At 71.6% G+C, this 14,963-nt stretch carries 10 protein-coding genes and 1 pseudogene; 2 read left to right on the top strand and 9 right to left on the bottom strand.

Annotated elements, in window-relative coordinates; translation table 11 throughout:
- On the bottom strand, positions 1–1,095 hold the full coding sequence (locus C3488_RS18235; protein ID WP_103840686.1) for a DUF5925 domain-containing protein: 1,095 nt from the start codon (positions 1,093–1,095) through the stop codon (positions 1–3).
- A 176-nt stretch (positions 1,096–1,271) separates the two neighbouring features.
- On the opposite strand from C3488_RS18235, the gene C3488_RS18230 reads away from it, so the two are divergent.
- Entirely contained in the window at positions 1,272–2,693 is a 1,422-nt protein-coding gene (locus C3488_RS18230; RefSeq protein ID WP_103840771.1) for a xylan 1,4-beta-xylosidase, read from the top strand.
- A gap of 71 nt (positions 2,694–2,764) precedes the next feature.
- Here the strand turns inward: C3488_RS18230 and C3488_RS18225 are convergent, their stop codons facing one another.
- The 5 genes from C3488_RS18225 to C3488_RS18205 all read right to left on the bottom strand — a co-directional run bounded on the left by C3488_RS18225 (position 2,765) and on the right by C3488_RS18205 (position 10,037).
- Complete coding sequence (locus C3488_RS18225) at positions 2,765–6,421, bottom strand: lipopolysaccharide biosynthesis protein (RefSeq protein WP_103840684.1); 3,657 nt, start codon at positions 6,419–6,421, stop codon at positions 2,765–2,767.
- Complete coding sequence (locus C3488_RS18220; protein WP_181139072.1) at positions 6,414–7,214, bottom strand: polysaccharide deacetylase family protein; 801 nt, start codon at positions 7,212–7,214, stop codon at positions 6,414–6,416. The genes C3488_RS18225 and C3488_RS18220 overlap by 8 nt, the downstream gene beginning before the upstream one ends.
- Positions 7,211–8,215 (bottom strand): glycosyltransferase family 2 protein, encoded by a 1,005-nt coding sequence (locus C3488_RS18215; protein WP_103840682.1) that lies wholly within the window; start codon positions 8,213–8,215, stop codon positions 7,211–7,213. The genes C3488_RS18220 and C3488_RS18215 overlap by 4 nt, the downstream gene beginning before the upstream one ends.
- Positions 8,212–9,030 (bottom strand): glycosyltransferase family 2 protein, encoded by an 819-nt coding sequence (locus C3488_RS18210; RefSeq protein ID WP_103840680.1) that lies wholly within the window; start codon positions 9,028–9,030, stop codon positions 8,212–8,214. The genes C3488_RS18215 and C3488_RS18210 overlap by 4 nt, the downstream gene beginning before the upstream one ends.
- 671 nt (positions 9,031–9,701) lie before the next feature.
- Positions 9,702–10,037 (bottom strand): hypothetical protein, encoded by a 336-nt coding sequence (locus C3488_RS18205; RefSeq protein ID WP_103840679.1) that lies wholly within the window; start codon positions 10,035–10,037, stop codon positions 9,702–9,704.
- A 316-nt stretch (positions 10,038–10,353) separates the two neighbouring features.
- On the opposite strand from C3488_RS18205, the gene C3488_RS18200 reads away from it, so the two are divergent.
- Positions 10,354–11,160, top strand: a complete 807-nt coding sequence (locus C3488_RS18200) for an SGNH/GDSL hydrolase family protein (RefSeq protein ID WP_103840677.1) — start codon at positions 10,354–10,356, stop codon at positions 11,158–11,160.
- A gap of 39 nt (positions 11,161–11,199) precedes the next feature.
- Here C3488_RS18200 and C3488_RS18195 read toward each other — a convergent pair whose 3' ends face one another.
- The 3 genes and pseudogenes from C3488_RS18195 to C3488_RS18185 all read right to left on the bottom strand — a co-directional run.
- On the bottom strand, positions 11,200–12,804 hold the full coding sequence (locus tag C3488_RS18195; RefSeq protein ID WP_103840675.1) for a serine/threonine-protein kinase: 1,605 nt from the start codon (positions 12,802–12,804) through the stop codon (positions 11,200–11,202).
- A 72-nt stretch (positions 12,805–12,876) separates the two neighbouring features.
- Positions 12,877–14,466 (bottom strand): sulfite exporter TauE/SafE family protein, encoded by a 1,590-nt coding sequence (locus tag C3488_RS18190; protein WP_103840673.1) that lies wholly within the window; start codon positions 14,464–14,466, stop codon positions 12,877–12,879.
- A pseudogene (locus C3488_RS18185) lies at positions 14,463–14,963 on the bottom strand (hypothetical protein); the annotation flags it as partial. The pseudogene C3488_RS18185 and the gene C3488_RS18190, both read right to left, overlap by 4 nt.

The raw sequence follows: 14,963 nt of genomic DNA, 5'->3' as shown, positions 1-14,963 counted from the left end.
CTACAGGTACAGTCCCGCGCCCGCTCCCGCCCGCTGGTCCGGCACCGAAGCCGGGGACGTGCCCCGCCGCAGCGCGTACAGCTCCGCCAGCGTCGCGCCGTCGCGGCCGATCCCCTCCTCGCGGCCCAGCCAGCTCACCGCCTCCGTGCGGGTGAGCGGGCCGACCTCGATACGGGCCAGGCAGCGGCCGGGCCGGACGACGGCCGGGTGCAGGCGCTCCAGGTCCTCGTTCGTCGTCACGCCCACCAGCACGTTGCGGCCCTGCCCCAGCAGTCCGTCCGTCAGGTTCAGCAGGCGGGACAGCGCCTGGCCCGCCGTGTGCTTCGCCTCGCCGCGGATCAGTTCGTCGCAGTCCTCCAGCAGGAGCAGCCGCCAGCGGCCCTTGCCGGCCGTGTCCTCCTCGCCGATCGCGATGTCCATCAGATAGCCGACGTCGCTGAAGAGCCGCTCCGGGTCCAGGACGCAGTCCACCTGGCACCAGTCCCGCCACGAACGGGCCAGCGTCCGCAGCGCCGAGGTCTTGCCCGTGCCCGGCGGGCCGTGGAGCAGCAGCAGACGGCCCGCGATGTCCTCCGGGGTCGTCTTCATCAGCCGGTCCATGGCGTCCGCCACCGGCGCCGTGTAGTTCGGGCGGACCTCCTCCCAGGTGCCCGCCGAGATCTGCCGTGTCGTACGGTGCGGGCCGCGTCGCGGCGACACGTACCAGAACCCCATCGTCACGTTCTCCGGCTGCGGCTCCGGCTCGTCGGCCGCGCCGTCCGTGGCCTCGCCCAGCACCTTCTCCGCCAGCTCGGCGCTGGTCGCGGTCACCGTGACGTCCGCGCCGCGGTTCCAGCGGGACACCAGCAGCGTCCAGCCGTCGCCCTCGGCGAGCGTCGCGCTGCGGTCGTCGTCGCGGGCGACCCGCAGCACCCGGGCGCCCGGCGGCAGGAGCGTGGCCCCGGACCGTACCCGGTCGATGTTCGCGGCGTGGGAGTAGGGCTGCTCGCCCGTCGCGAAGCGGCCGAGGAACAGCGCGTCGACGACGTCGGAGGGGGAGTCGCTGTCGTCGACGTTGAGCCGGACCGGCAGAGCGTCGTATGGGTTGGCAGACATGCCGCCATGATCCGTCACGGGGCCCCCTGGTGCATCCGCTTTCCGCGGTGCGCCGGATGTGTCGTCTTTGCCTGGTGTATACCCGGCGGATCAGATCCTTCCGGTTCATGCTGTTACCTGGCTGTCGCAGCCGAAATCTGTCCGCGGCCCAAGGAGCGCCGTTAGTGTGGCCCATGATGGGACGTCATGGGTGGAATTCGGGGGAACGGCGGTGGCGACTCACCGCACTGCTCGGCGTGGCCGTGGCCGCTCTGGCCCTGCTGGTCACACTGATCAGCACACTGCCCGGGAACGGCGCGAGCATCAGAGGCACGACGCGCGACGGCGACAAGGTGCACGGCACCCCCGCCACCCCGCCCGAGGTGACGAAACCGGACGTCGGCTGGGGCTTCACCCACACCCAGTACAGCGCCGACCAGGGCAGCGACGCCGCCACCGGGCGCGTCGAGGGGCTGCTGTCCGGGGCCGTGCTGCCGCAGAACCAGGCGATCATGGGGTGGGGCGCCGACAACCCGGAACCGGTCAAGGGCCGATACGACTTCGCGGCGATGGACCGCCGTATCGACTTCGTCCGCAAGACCGGCGGCACCCCGGTCGTCACCCTGTGCTGCGCCCCGGACTGGATGAAGGGCGGCAGGGCGGGCGCGGACAACACCGACTGGAGCCAGACCGCGCTCGAGACCGCCCCGAGGCCCGAGCACTTCAAGGACTACGCCGCCCTCGCCGCGACCGTCGCCAGGCGCTACCCGGACGTACGCCACTTCATCGTCTGGAACGAGTTCAAGGGCTTCTGGAACGACTCCAGGGCCCGCTGGGACTACGAGGGGTACACCGAGCTGTACAACCTGGTCTACAAGGCGCTCAAGCAGGTCAACCCCGAGATCATGGTGGGCGGCCCGTACCTCGTCATGGACAGCGTCGACCCGCGGCAGAAGGAGAACGCCTCCACCGCCCTGCGCGGCCCCTGGGGCGCCATGGACCAGCGGATCATCGACGCCTTCAGCTACTGGAACACGCACAAGGCGGGTGCCGACTTCGTCGTGGTGGACGGCTCCAGCTACACCAACGACGACGAGCTGCTTCCGAACGAGTTCGCCGCGACCGACAAGTTCACCGCCGTCGGCGCGTGGGTGCGCCGGCAGACCCACGACCTGCCGCTGTGGTGGGCCGAGTACTACGTCGAGCCCGCCGACGGCGATGACGAGCGCAGGGGGTGGAGCGAGGACCGCCGCGTCGCCGTGCAGGCCGCCGGGATGATCGCCCTGGTCAAGGGCGGCGCGTCCTCGGGCTTCTACTGGAACCCGGAGGACGAGAAGGGCACCGACTGCCCCGGCTGTCTGTGGACGCCGACCGACACCGCCGCCGGCGGCCGGGCACTGCCGATGTACGGCCTGGTGTCCCGTTTCTCCAAGGAGTTCCCGCCCGGCGCCGCGTACCGGACGGTGACGGTGGCCCCCGACGACGTCCCGAACGTCCGTGTCCTCGCCACCGACAAGGTCGTGCTGGTGGTGAACACCTTGGGCCGCACGATCAGCGCCCAGGTCGACGGCAAGCGGTTCGACATGAAGGCGTACGAGGTGAAGTGGCTCCCGCGCTGAGCCGCTGCACCCCGTACGCCCCCCGGTACGGCCTCGTACGCCCCCCTAGACACCTGTAGACGGTGTGAGCCTCAGCCCTTCCCCATGGTCAGGAACCGCTGCACCAGCGAGGCCAGCAGCACCGCCAGCAGCGGCAGCGAGAACCAGAAGCTCGACTGCAGCACCCGCAGCTGCCGTACGCCCGGCCGCACCGCGACCCGCACCAGCTCCCGCGCCGTCAGCATCAGCACCAGCGCCACGGCCGCGAGCCCCCCGACCACCGACCACGGAGTCCAGGTCACCCGCGGGCCGATCGGGCCCGGATGCGGCTGCGGGACCTCTCCGGCGGGCTGCTTGCGCAGCGCGTACAGGGTCACGTCATCGTTGACCAGGACCTTCTTCAGCTCCTGACGGTCGTCCAGGTTCCTGATGAGCCGGGATTCCCAGGTCGCCGAGTAGCCCACGTCCATCTGGAGATACGTCACCTGGCTGCGGTTCACCATGAGGTACGAGTTGGGGCCCGCGTCCTTGAGCGACTTGACCAGCCCCGACACCAGGACCGGATCGGTGGGCGCCAGGGTCGGCACGTAGTTCACCTTCTCCATGTCCCTGGCGCCCCACGGCATCGCCGGTGTCACGTCGTTGACCGTGTCGTTGCTCAGCCACAGGAGTCGTACCGACGGCTTGTCGTGCGCGTACACATAGTCCATGGCCGCGACCTCGCCCGGGCGGATCCGCTCGAACGGCTCGTTGCCCCAGCGGGCCACCAGGAAGCCGCCCATCAGCAGCAGGCCCGCCATCAGTGCGGCCAGCGGGGCGAGGCTCACCCGGTCCTTGTCCCGCTCCTCGGCCGTCACGCCGGTGCGCGGGAACAGGGCGAGCGCGCAGAGAAGGGCCGCGCCCGGCACCGCGAACATGAACACGCGCAGCGCCATCTCGCCGCCGTAGGACTGCATGCCGAAGCCCAGGAACGGCACGAAGGTGAGTACCAGCAGCGACCGCTCCCGGTACTTGTGCTCGCGCCGCCGCCACCAGCCCCAGCAGGCGAACGCCATCACGACGCCGGCGAGCAGCACGCGCGTGTACAGCACCAGCTTGTGCGTGGAGTCGCCGCCCTGGATACGGCCGGAGACGGACGTCGACACATTGCTGCCGACGCCGCCGACGCCGCCGAAGAGTTCGTCGAAGTGCCCGGACCAGTACGGCTCCGCCATGAAGCCCAGCCAGAACATGACCAGCACCGCGAAGAGCACCGGTAGACCGCGCAGTTCGGAGCGGCCCACCAGGACGAGCACCGCCAGGACGCCCAGCATCATGAACGGGGTGAGCTGGTGCGCCGGCACGCTCGCCGCGTACAGGGCGATCAGCACCATGAGCAGCACGGCGCGTTGCCCGCGGCTGGTGGGCTCCACCTCGGCCTCGCCCGGGCGCCGCCTGGTCCACAGCACGCGCGGTGCGCGGAACCAGACCAGCAGGATCGCCACGAAGGCGAGGTAGAACAGATACGTGAAGCCCTGCGGGGAGAAGTAGTCCTGGCCGACCCAGCCACTGAGCACGAAGATCCAGACACCGGTCCACTTGGCCCGCCAGCTCGCCCGCATGGAGCGGACCAGCAGGAACATCGGCGCCAGATAGAGCAGCTGGATGGTCAGCGGCCACCAGCGGATGACCTCGGTGAGGTCGGTGACCCCGCAGGCCTTGGCGACGAACGCGGCCACCGCGAAGAATCCGGGCCAGCTCCAGCGTGCGTCGAGGAAGGGCACGGCCGACCCGGTGCGGTCGATGTAGTCCAGGAACCCGAGGTGCTGCCAGGCCGTCGGGAACCGCGGCTCGCTCTCGATCACGGCGGGCAGCGCGTGCAGTGAGACGACGGTGGCGAGCAGCGTGGCAAGGAGCAGGAGCTTGTGCTCGCGGCCGCGCCACAGCAGGGCGGTGAACACCACGACGAGGAGTGCCGCGCCGAGCAGGGTGGGCGGCGGCAGCACGGAGATCAGCCCGAGGCCGCCCATCCGGTCCAGGGAGGCGTCGTTCAGCCCCAGCGCCGGTACCCAGTACAGCAGGAGCGCGAGGACGAGCAGGCAGCCCAGCCCGATCGGCCCCAGAAGAGAGCCGGGGACGCGCGCGTCGTCCGTGGCCGGTCGTGCCTCCGCGGCCGAGCCGTCCGACGCCTCCTCCCGCGCCCCGTCCGGGCCGCTGTACGGCACCGGTGTTCCCGCGGGAGGGGTGCCCGGCCCCGGCCGCACGTCCGGCCTGCGCTCCTGGTGGTCGAAGTCCACGTGGACGCCGAGCGCCAGCGTGTCCGCGTCCAGCTTCCTCGCCCAGGACGGGCCTCTCCTCGGCTCGGGGACCTCCAGGTCGGCGAGGTCCCCGTCCGGTGCCGCGTCCTCGGGCACGGCGTCCGCCGGGGCGGCGCGCACGATTCCGATCAGCTTCGGCGCGGCGATCGCCACGATCACCGCCAGGCTGGAGATCTCGGCGACGCCGGCGCCGGTCAGGCCCATACGGGGCAGCAGCAGGACGGTCAGCCCGAGCACCAGGACGCACAGCAGCCCCTGGAGGTAGGCGAGTCCGGAGGTACGGCTCTGGGCGCGGAGTACCGCGAAGTACGTCTCCATCACGACCCGCAGCAGGGCGCCGACCGCGAACCAGCGCAGCAGCGGGGTCGCCGCGTGGGCGTAGCCCTCGCCGAAGACGTGCAGGACGACGGGCGCGCCCAGGAACAGCAGCCCGCACACCGGCAGCATGATCCGGGCCATGCGCTTCAGCGCCGCCCGGGTGTTCGCGGCGAGCCGCGCCGGGTCGTGCGAGCCCTCGACGGTGAGCGAGGCGCCCATGTTGATGGCGAGCAGGTTGACCGTGCCGCCGATGGTCGTCGTGATGTAGAAGTACGCGTTCTCCTCGGAGCTGACCTGCGAGGCGATGATCACCGGCACGAGGTAGACGACGGCGAGGGAGAAAAGCGAGCCGGTGTAGTCGCCGGCCAGGAACCTGCCGATCTCCTTGAACGTCGGTGGACCGGAGTGGCCCGCGGTCGCCTTGACGTGTCGTGGCACCAGGCGCCGGAACACCAGCCAGCCGAGCGGTATCACGGAGGTGCCGATCGCCAGCACCCAGGAGACGAAGACGCCGGTCGTCGGGATGGCGACCGCGAGCCCGACCAGCAGCGCGAGCTTCACCGCGGAGAACACGGTGTTGCCGACCGGTACCCAGGGCGCGCTGCGCAGCCCGGTCAGCACCCCGTCCTGGAGCGTGAGCAGGTTCCAGGCGACGATGGCCATGATGAAGCCCAGGCCCTTGGCCGGCCCGTGCAGGAAGCGGTATGAGGGCCCCCACACGTCGAGCGTCAGCAGGAAGATCGCCGCCGCGACCGCCACGACGGCCGAACTCGCCGCGTATGTACGGAAGATGAGGCGTCCGGTGGCGCGCCCCGCGACCGGGATGAAGCGGGCCAGGGCACCCGTGAGCGTCACCGCGGTGAGTCCGGCGAGCAGCTTCATCGCGGCGATCGCGGCCGAGCCCTGGCCGACCGCGGCGTCGGAGTAGTAGCGGGCCGCGACCAGCCAGTAGCCGAGGCCCAGCACCGCGGAGATCCCGGTGTTGAGCATCAGCGCGTAGGCGTTGCGGAACAGCTGGTTGCCGCCTCCTGGGCCGCCGCCCCTTCCGGGCAGGCGGAGGCGGCGGCCCGACGGCTGCCCGGGTTCCGCGGTGGTGGCCTCACCGGCCTGGGTTGTGGTGGTCGTGTCAGACACGGGACGGGATGGCCTTCCGGCGGACCTGGCGTGCTCTTCGGACCACGGCGTACCCCTTGGTCAGGGCGCGGTCCCTGGCGAAGGTGCGGGCGATCGCACGGCCCTGGACGAGCCGCTCGAACTCCTCGGCACCGGTGGTGCGGCGCACGGTGACCCGCTGCAGGGCGTACGGACCCTGGCGGCGGCGCGCGAGAGCGTTGCCCACGGCGAGCGACTGACCGAAGCCGGCCTCGCGCACGATGCGGCGCACCCGGCGGCTGGAGTAGCCGTAGGGGTAGGCGAACGACACCGGGCGGGCGCCGAGTTCGTCGGCGATGATCTCCTTGCAGCGCAGCAGCTCCAACCACAGCGCGTCATCGGGGAGCTGGTCGAGCTGCGGGTGCGTGTGGCTGTGTCCGCCGATCTCGACCCCCGCGTCCACGAGGTCGCGGACCTGGCGCCAGTCGAGCATCGTGTCCAGGCCGCCGCCGGTGTCGTGGGCGCCCCGGATCCAGCCGGTGGAGACGAACAGCGTGGAGGCGAAGCCGTGCCGCGCGAGCACGGGCAGCGCGTGCCGGTGCACGCCCTCGTAGCCATCGTCGAAGGTGATGAGGACGGGCCGCTCGGGCAGCGGGCCGCCCTCCCGCCAGCTCCTCGCCAGTTCGGCCGTGGTGACGGGCGTGAACTTGTGGTCGGCGAGCAGGGCCATCTGCTCGCGGAACGCCTCGGGCGCCACCGACAGCGCGCGCGTCGCCTCGTTGGGCGCCGTCGCCACCGAGTGGTACATGAGGATCGGCACGGGCTGGTCGCTCATGCGGCCGCCCCCTCACCGTCCGGGATGCCGGCCACGGCGAAGGTCGCGCTACTCCTGCGCGCCCGGACGCTCCCGACCAGGTACCCGCCGGCCGCCGTGAGCACCCCGGCGACGATCGCCCCCGCCCGGCCCGCGCCCCCCGGGCGGGCCAGCAGCGCGTCGCGCAGGCCGCGGCCCACCCCGGCGGGCAACACCCGGGTGGTGTAGCGGCGTTCGGACTCCAGGCCCTTCCCGGCGCCGACGCTGCGGGCCACGAGCGCCTTGGACAGGCCCTCTGCGTAGGTGCGGGTGCGGAAGTACGCGAAGTGCTCGCGCGGCTCGGGCACCCGGTGGTGGATCACCGCCCGGTCGTCGATCAGCAGGATCGCGTCGGGCCTGGCCCGGGTGAGGCGGATGCACAGCTCCGTCTCCTCGCAGCCGAGGGGACGCTTGTCGCCGTCGCGTCCGATGCCGGTGGCGAAGCCGCCCGCCGCGTCGAACGCGCTGCGGCGGAAGGAGGCGTTGCCGCCGAGGACGTTGCGCACCCGGGCCCGGCCGGGCGGCAGCCCCTTGTACGTACAGCCCACCACCCAGTCGAACTCCTCTGGGAACCAGGCCGGGCGGCGGCCCGACGCCCAGATCGGCATCGTACGGCCGCCGACGGCCATGACCCGCGGGTCCTCGTATCCTTCGGCGAAGTGCTTCAGCCAGTCCCGTTCGGCCACCGCGTCGTCGTCGAGGAAGGCGATGACCTCCCCGCGCGAGGCGGCGATCCCGGTGTTGCGGCCCGCGGACAGGCCGCGGGGGCCCGCGTTGGCGAGTACCCGGACCGATCCGTCCTCCCGGGCCTCCTTGTATTCGCCGGTCAGCCTCTCCAGCAGGGGTTCGTTGTGGTCCACGACCAGGAGCGTCTCGCGCGCCGGCCGGGACTGCGCCCGCACCGAGGCGACCGCCGCGAGGATGTCCTCCCAGCGGTCCTCGGTGTAGACGCAGATGACCACGGAGATATCCGGATCGCTCAAGACAGCTCTCCCCGGCCGGAGTTGAGCGCGACGGCACGAGGACGGCGGCGCTGCGCACGCCGGTTCGAGCGCTCCTTGAGGATCACCTTCAGCACCCGGAGCCCGTCACGCACCGCGCTCAGATTGCTGGTGCCGTGGATGCGGAGGTACTCGTGGCTGGGTATCTCCTGCACCTTCAGGCCGGCCTTGACCACCCGGATGTTCATCAGGGTCTCGACCTCGAAGCCGGTGCAGTCCAGGTCGATCTTGTCCAGGCAGTGCCGCCAGAACGCGTTGTACCCGTAGCAAAGGTCGGTGTAGCGGGCGCCGAACTTGGCGTTGACGATCGCGCACAGCACCCGGTTGCCCAGCTTTCGGATCGGCGTCATGTCGGAGGTCCCGCCCCCGTTCGCGAACCGCGAGCCCTTCGCGAAGTCCGCCCCGGACACCAGCGCGGAGACATAACTGACGATCTCCTGACCGTCCGCCGAACCGTCCGCGTCGACCATCACGATGATGTCGCCGGTGCACGCCGCGAAGCCGGTGATCAGGGCGTCACCCTTGCCTTTGCCCCGCTGCTCGACGACTTTCACGTCGGGCCACAGCTCGCGCGCCACCTCCACCGTGTTGTCGGTGGAATTGCCGTCCACCAGAACGACTTCGTGAATCCAGTCCGGAAGGGTCTTGAAGACGTAGGGGAGATTCTCCGCCTCGTTCATGGCGGGGATCACCACGCTCACCGGCGGCGCGATGGCCAGGTGCGAGGAGATCGGCCGGTACTTCCCCTGCGTTAACGGACCCTGATCCGAAAAGGCAGGGCGCAGAACAGAACTCATGAGTCTTGTCCCTCTCGTCCGGTCGGACCGTCCGCCCCTGGACGGTCCGGCTCTGTGTCCGGTTCGAAAGGGGGGGTTCTCACCGACGGCATGCTGCACGGATCTCCGTGCATGCCGGGTGAGCTGGCAAAGCTGACCGTCTGCCGGGAAAACGGCGGCCGGTCGCGCGGCACGACTCGTACGACCTCTCGGGTCGCCGAGCACGGCACCCCCCTACCGCGCCCCGCGCCGGAACCATCGCGGTACCTGAGCCCTCCCCTGGACCGCATGATGATGGACCGATGCGGGTTGATGTATGACGGTATTGACGATTGCGGCGATATGGCAAGACCTGTGACAGGGTCCGCGTTTTTGTTGGTATGGCCGTAACTCAACTCCTCGAACGGATTTGTCCCATCCGTTTGAGTGTCCGAGCGGTCGGTTCGAAGAGTTCCGGCCGCGACAGCGATGCATCGCGCGGTGCCCGGACCGGGGCGCGACGGGCCCCGTCTCCGAACACGGCAGGGTGACAAGGCGTCACCCGCCCTTCGGGCACGGAAGACGTCCGTGCCTTCGGGGAGTCCTTGTGTTCCGTTCGGGACAGGGGTCTCGGCATCGGCGGCGGAGCCGTCCACGTCGCCCGGCCGGCCTTCGTGGGCTCGCCGGGGGGTTGCGCGCCGATGTCCACGTCCTCAGCCCCGATTTCGTGCCGCGCGGGCGCGGTGACGCCGTACCAGGACCGGCAGGAGGACGAGGGCGCTGATCACGGTCACCGCGACGATCCCGCCGGTGACGGACCACCGGTGCACCGCCAGCATGCCCTGGGCGACCAGAAGATCGATCGCGATCGCTCCCGCCACGGACACCACTGTGCGGGGAAAGGGTTTCAGCCCTCTCAGGGTGGCGGCCACAGCCGTCGCCGGCGCGGCGAGCAGGAAGAAGAGGGTGAACGGGCCGCGCAGCGGTGAGTCGGAGCCGCTCAGCGCGAGGGTCGCGCCGGTCGCCGCGACCGCGACGGCCACACCCATGAGCAGGGGAAGCAGGTCCCTCCCCGGACCCTGTCCCGGCCGCCCGTCTCTCTGTGATGAAGGTGGCTCGATGCCTAAGGTCTGCATTGGCGACTTTGCCCCCCCGAAGCGCCGGATGCCGGGCTTCAATGTCGCGCAGTGAGCGGCAGGGCGTCAAGATGCGCACGCCGCCCGCGCAGGTTCTCGGCCTGCTTCAAACATCCGTTCTGCGGGAGTGAATCGGGCGGACCCCGAAAAGTCTTGGCATGGACACTTCCTGTCAACACGCGTAGCTGCTATGCCGGTTGTGGCAGAGATCCTGCTAAAGGGAGGTTCCATGAGACGTTCCCGATATGCGGCCTTTATGGGCTCGCTCCTCCTGGCCCTCGGCCTCGCCCTCACCGGGGCCGCCGCGGCGCAGGCGTCCCCCCTCGCCGCGGCCACCGGGTATGTGGCGCTCGGCGACTCCTACTCCTCCGGTGTCGGAGCCGGCAGCTACATCAGCTCCAGCGGCGACTGCGACCGCAGCACGAAGGCCTATCCGTACCTGTGGCAGGCCGCGCACGCTCCCGCCTCGTTCAGCTTCATGGCCTGCTCCGGCGCCAAGACCACCGATGTGCTGAACAGTCAGCTCGGCACCCTCAACGCCTCCACCGGGCTCGTGTCGATCACCATCGGCGGCAACGACGCGGGCTTCTCCGACGTCATGACGACCTGTGTGCTCCAGTCGGACAGCGCCTGCCTCTCCCGGATCGCCACGGCGAAGGCGTACGTCGACTCGACCCTGCCCGGCCGACTGGACGCCGTCTACTCGGCGATCCGCACCAAGGCCCCCTCGGCCCACGTGGTCGTGCTGGGCTACCCCCGCTTCTACCAGCTCGGCACCACCTGCCTCGGACTGTCCGGAACCAAGCGGTCGGCGATCAACGGCGCCGCGGACTACCTCGACGCCGCCATCGCCAAGCGCGCCGCCGACCACGGCTTCACCTTCGGCGACGTCCGCACCACCTTCACCGGCCACGAGATCTGCTCGGGCGACTCCTGGCTGCACAGCGTCGACTGGCTGAACATCGGCCAGTCGTACCACCCGACCACGGCCGGCCAGTCCGGCGGCTATCTGCCGGTGCTCACCAGCGCGGCCTGACGGTCACGAACCTCACGAAGCACCCGGCGGTCAAGAACGTCACGAAGAAGAGGGGGAGGCCCCGCCCGACGGGGTCTCCGTCTCACAGGTCACCGAGAACGGCACCGACTCGGACGTGACCTCGACCGGGCTGCGCACCTCCACGCCGATCGCGTTCCGCACGGAACCGCCCTCCTCGTACGTGGTGACGATGACCTGCCGCTGCTTGGTCTTCGCGTCACCCGCCGCGAACGACAGCGTCTTCCAGCCCGGGTCCGAGACCTGCCCCGTCTTCGTGACCCAGCGGTAGGACACATCGACCGGAACCCTGCCCACGGTGAACGTCGCCGTGAACGCGGGCGCCTCGGCGTCCGGCGGCGGACAGCCCCCCGCGTAGTCGGTGCGCGTGCCGGTGACCGTCACCCGGACCGACTGGGTGGGCGGGCTCGTCGTACGACCACCGCCCCCACTGCCACCACCGGCCGAGGTCCCGCGGGTGGCGGAAGCGGCCCGCGACGTGCTCACCTCCGGGCTGCTCGAGGACCCGCCGCTGACCGTGCCGCCCTGCGTGGCCCCGCTGTTCGTGCCGCCCGTGCCGTTCCGGTTCACCAGCGCGTACGTCAGCCCCGCCACCGCCAGGACGAGCGCGGCAAGGCCCGCGGCCAGCACGATGCCGGCCCGGCGGTTGCGGGGCAGCGGCTCCGACGGAGCGGCGTACCCGGGTGCGGGCGCGGGCCGGGTGGTGGCCGGCGGCGGAAGCGGGGCGGTGGGCGGTTCCGCCGGACCCGGGAACGCCGCGACCGTCGGCGTGTAAGCGGCGGCACCCGTGCGCGGGGTGCCGCCCGCCGCGATGAGCCGCAGGTCCCGCTCGGCCCGCTCGGCCGGGATCCGCTCGGCCGGGTCCTTGCGCAGCAGCCCCTCGATCACCGGAGCCAGCGGCCCCGCTCGGTGCGGCGGCGGCAGCTCCTCGTCGACGACCGCGCGGAGCGTGCTCAGCGGAGTGTCGTGCCGGAACGGCGAGTTGCCCTCGACCGCCGCGTACAACAGCACACCGAGCGACCACAGGTCGGACTCCGGTCCGGGAGTACGCCCGAGCGCCCGCTCCGGAGCGAGGAACTCGGGGGATCCGATGACCTCGCCTGTCATGGTCAGCGCCGAACTGCCCTCGACCATGGCGATACCGAAGTCCGTGAGCACCACCCGGCCGTCGTTCGCCAGCAGCACGTTGGCCGGTTTCACATCGCGGTGCAGCACCCCCGCGGCGTGCGCGGCGCGCAGGGCCGCCAGCACCTCGGCGCCGATGTGCGCGGCGCGCTGCGGGGAGAGGGGGCCCTCCGCGTCCAGCAGGTCCGACAGGGCGATGCCGCGGACCAGTTCCATCACGATCCAGGGGCGGCCGTCCTGGTGGGCCACGTCGTAGACCGTCACCACGTTCCGGTTCGCCACCCGGGCCGCCGCCCAGGCCTCCCGCTCCAGCCGGGTGTACATGCGCTGGACCTCGGGCGAGGGAAGTCCGGCCGGCGCGCGCACCTCCTTGACGGCGACCTCGCGGTGCAGGACCTCGTCACGGGCCCGCCAGACCGTCCCCATGCCGCCCTGGCCGAGGGGGGACAGCAGACGGTAGCGCCCGGCGATCACACGTTCACTGCCCGGTTCTTCGGACACGGGCCGTCCCCCATTCGCATCCGCGCGATGTATCCACGTATCCACTCCGCGTGATTTCTCCCCAAAAGTAGCTCAACCGAGTGCGGATGCCGCCCCCTTGAACACCAGTCCGGCGCCCAGGGCGAGGACCACGAAGGCGGATCCGAGGGGCGCGGTCCTGCGCAGGAGGGCGGCCGCCGGGTTCTGGGTCCAGCGTGGGCGCCGGTCCAGGAGGCGGTTCATCCCGCTGCCCAGCTTGACCACGGCGAACCCCGCCGCGGTCAGCGTCAGGGCGAGGCCTACGCCGTAGGCGACGACGAGCAGCAGCCCGAACCAGGCCTGGCCGAGCGCGGCGGCACCGACGAGGACGACGACGGCGGAGGGACTGGGGACCAGCCCGCCGGCGAAGCCGAGGAGGATCGTGCCGCGGAGGGTGGGGGCGGTGGGGTGGGTGTGGGGGATGCCGCCGTGGGTGTGGGTGTGGGTGTGGGTGTGGGTTTGGGTGCGGGTGTGTTCGTGTCCGGGATCGTGACTGTGGGCGTGATGTTCGTGCCCGTGGTCGTGTTCATCGGGGCGCTCGCCGTCGTGTGCATGCGCGTGCCCGCCGTCGTGTGCATGCGCGTGTCCGTGGTCGTGCGCGTGCCCGTGGCCCCGGTTGCGCCAGGCCCGGCGCACGAGGGACGCGCCCGCCACGGTGACCAGGACGCCGCTCGCCATCCCCAGCCAGGCGATCACCGACGGCGCCGCCGCCGAACCGGCCGTGACCAGCAGGCCCAGGGCGACCACGCCCAGGGTGTGGGTGACCGTCACCGACGCGGCCAGCGGAAGAACGTCCCGGAGCCCGGCCCGGCCCCCGCGGGCGGCTGCCGTCGCCGCCATCAGGGTCTTGCCGTGTCCCGGCGCGAGCGCGTGCATCGCGCCGAGGCCGACGGCGACGACCAGGGCGAGCGCGGCGAAACCGAGCGTGAGGTGGTGGCGGGCGACCAGGTGGTCCAGAGCGCGCGTCCAGCGGTCCGCGCCGCGCGGAAGGATCGAGGCGGCGGGCGCGTCCCGCCGGTCGTCGGCCAGGGCGGGGCCTCCCGGGCGCACCCGGAGCGAGGCCTTGACGGTGTCGGCCGGTGAGGAGAGCAACTCCTTGGGATAGCTGGTCAGTTCGCCGGACACCGACGTCTTCGGCACATCGGACGCGGTCAGCGTCATGCGGTCGCCGCGCGCGGTGATCTCGCTCCAGCCGGGCCCGGTGGTGGCGCCCGCGCTGTGGAAGCCGACGGCGAGGGTGTCGCCCTCGGGCAGCGCTGCGGTCAGCCGGCACTCCACGCGCAGGGTGTTGAGCCCCGCCTGCCCGGCCCGCAACTGGGCGCGGCTGGTACGGACGCTCAGCGGGGCCCGGTGTCCGCCGACGGTGAGCGTGCTGCCCTCGGCCGCCTTCGCGCACCGCTGCCGGGCCCATGCGGTCAGGCCGAGCCTGGTGACGTCGGGCCTGGCCTGGGTGGCGGGGATCTCGGCGAGGTCCTCGACGTGGTCGACGCGCATCTGCCCGGGCGCGGCGACCAGGCCGTCGTAGCGGTTGACGGTGAAGTTGCCGAGCGGGTGGGCGCTCGCTGCGGAGGCGGGGCCGAGGACGAGCGCGCACAGGGCCGTGAGGAGGGCCGCCCCACAGGCGGCGATACGACGGGTGTTCACCGCATCGCCTCCAGGACCTTACGGGCCTCACGCGCGCCCAGCGGGGAGAAGCCGGGGTTCAGCTTCAGCGCGTCGGTGAGGGAGGCGCGGGCCTGGTCGGTGTGACCGGTGGCGTGCTCGATCATGCCGCGGTGGTAGAGGAAGGCCGCGTTGCGGTAGCCGGTGGCCGTGGCCTGTCGGGCGTAGGGGAGGGCTTCCTGGTCGCGGCCGTTGACGTGCAGGGCCCAGGCCAGGGCGTCGGCGGTGTGCACGGTGTGGCGGCGCCCCCACTCGGCACGGGCGGCCTTCAGCGCGGCCGCGCGGTCGCCGTGGTCGGCGGCGGCGAGAGCGGTGTCGAGGTCCGCGTCGACCCCGTTGGCGCGGGCCAGGGAGACCCAGGCGTCGACGAGGGCGTACTGGTCGCGGGCCTTGGCCAGGTCACCGGACGTGCCGCGCGCCTCGTACAACTCTCCCAGCTCCACGAGGGGCTGGGGCAGCGGATACCGCTCCACGACCTG

The organism is Streptomyces sp. Ru72 (assembly GCF_002920635.1).
Taxonomy (GTDB): domain Bacteria; phylum Actinomycetota; class Actinomycetes; order Streptomycetales; family Streptomycetaceae; genus Streptomyces.
This window is presented reverse-complemented; position numbering and strand designations above follow the sequence as displayed.

What these genes read in the sequence shown, in the direction of transcription:
- C3488_RS18230 (WP_103840771.1), top strand. Translation starts at nt 1,272, where the DNA reads ATGGGACGTCATGGGTGGAATTCGGGGGAACGGCGGTGGCGACTCACC.
- C3488_RS18235 (WP_103840686.1), bottom strand. Translation starts at nt 1,095, where the DNA reads ATGTCTGCCAACCCATACGACGCTCTGCCGGTCCGGCTCAACGTCGAC.
- C3488_RS18200 (WP_103840677.1), top strand. Translation starts at nt 10,354, where the DNA reads ATGAGACGTTCCCGATATGCGGCCTTTATGGGCTCGCTCCTCCTGGCC.
- C3488_RS18210 (WP_103840680.1), bottom strand. Translation starts at nt 9,030, where the DNA reads ATGAGTTCTGTTCTGCGCCCTGCCTTTTCGGATCAGGGTCCGTTAACG.
- C3488_RS18220 (WP_181139072.1), bottom strand. Translation starts at nt 7,214, where the DNA reads ATGAGCGACCAGCCCGTGCCGATCCTCATGTACCACTCGGTGGCGACG.
- C3488_RS18205 (WP_103840679.1), bottom strand. Translation starts at nt 10,037, where the DNA reads ATGGGTGTGGCCGTCGCGGTCGCGGCGACCGGCGCGACCCTCGCGCTG.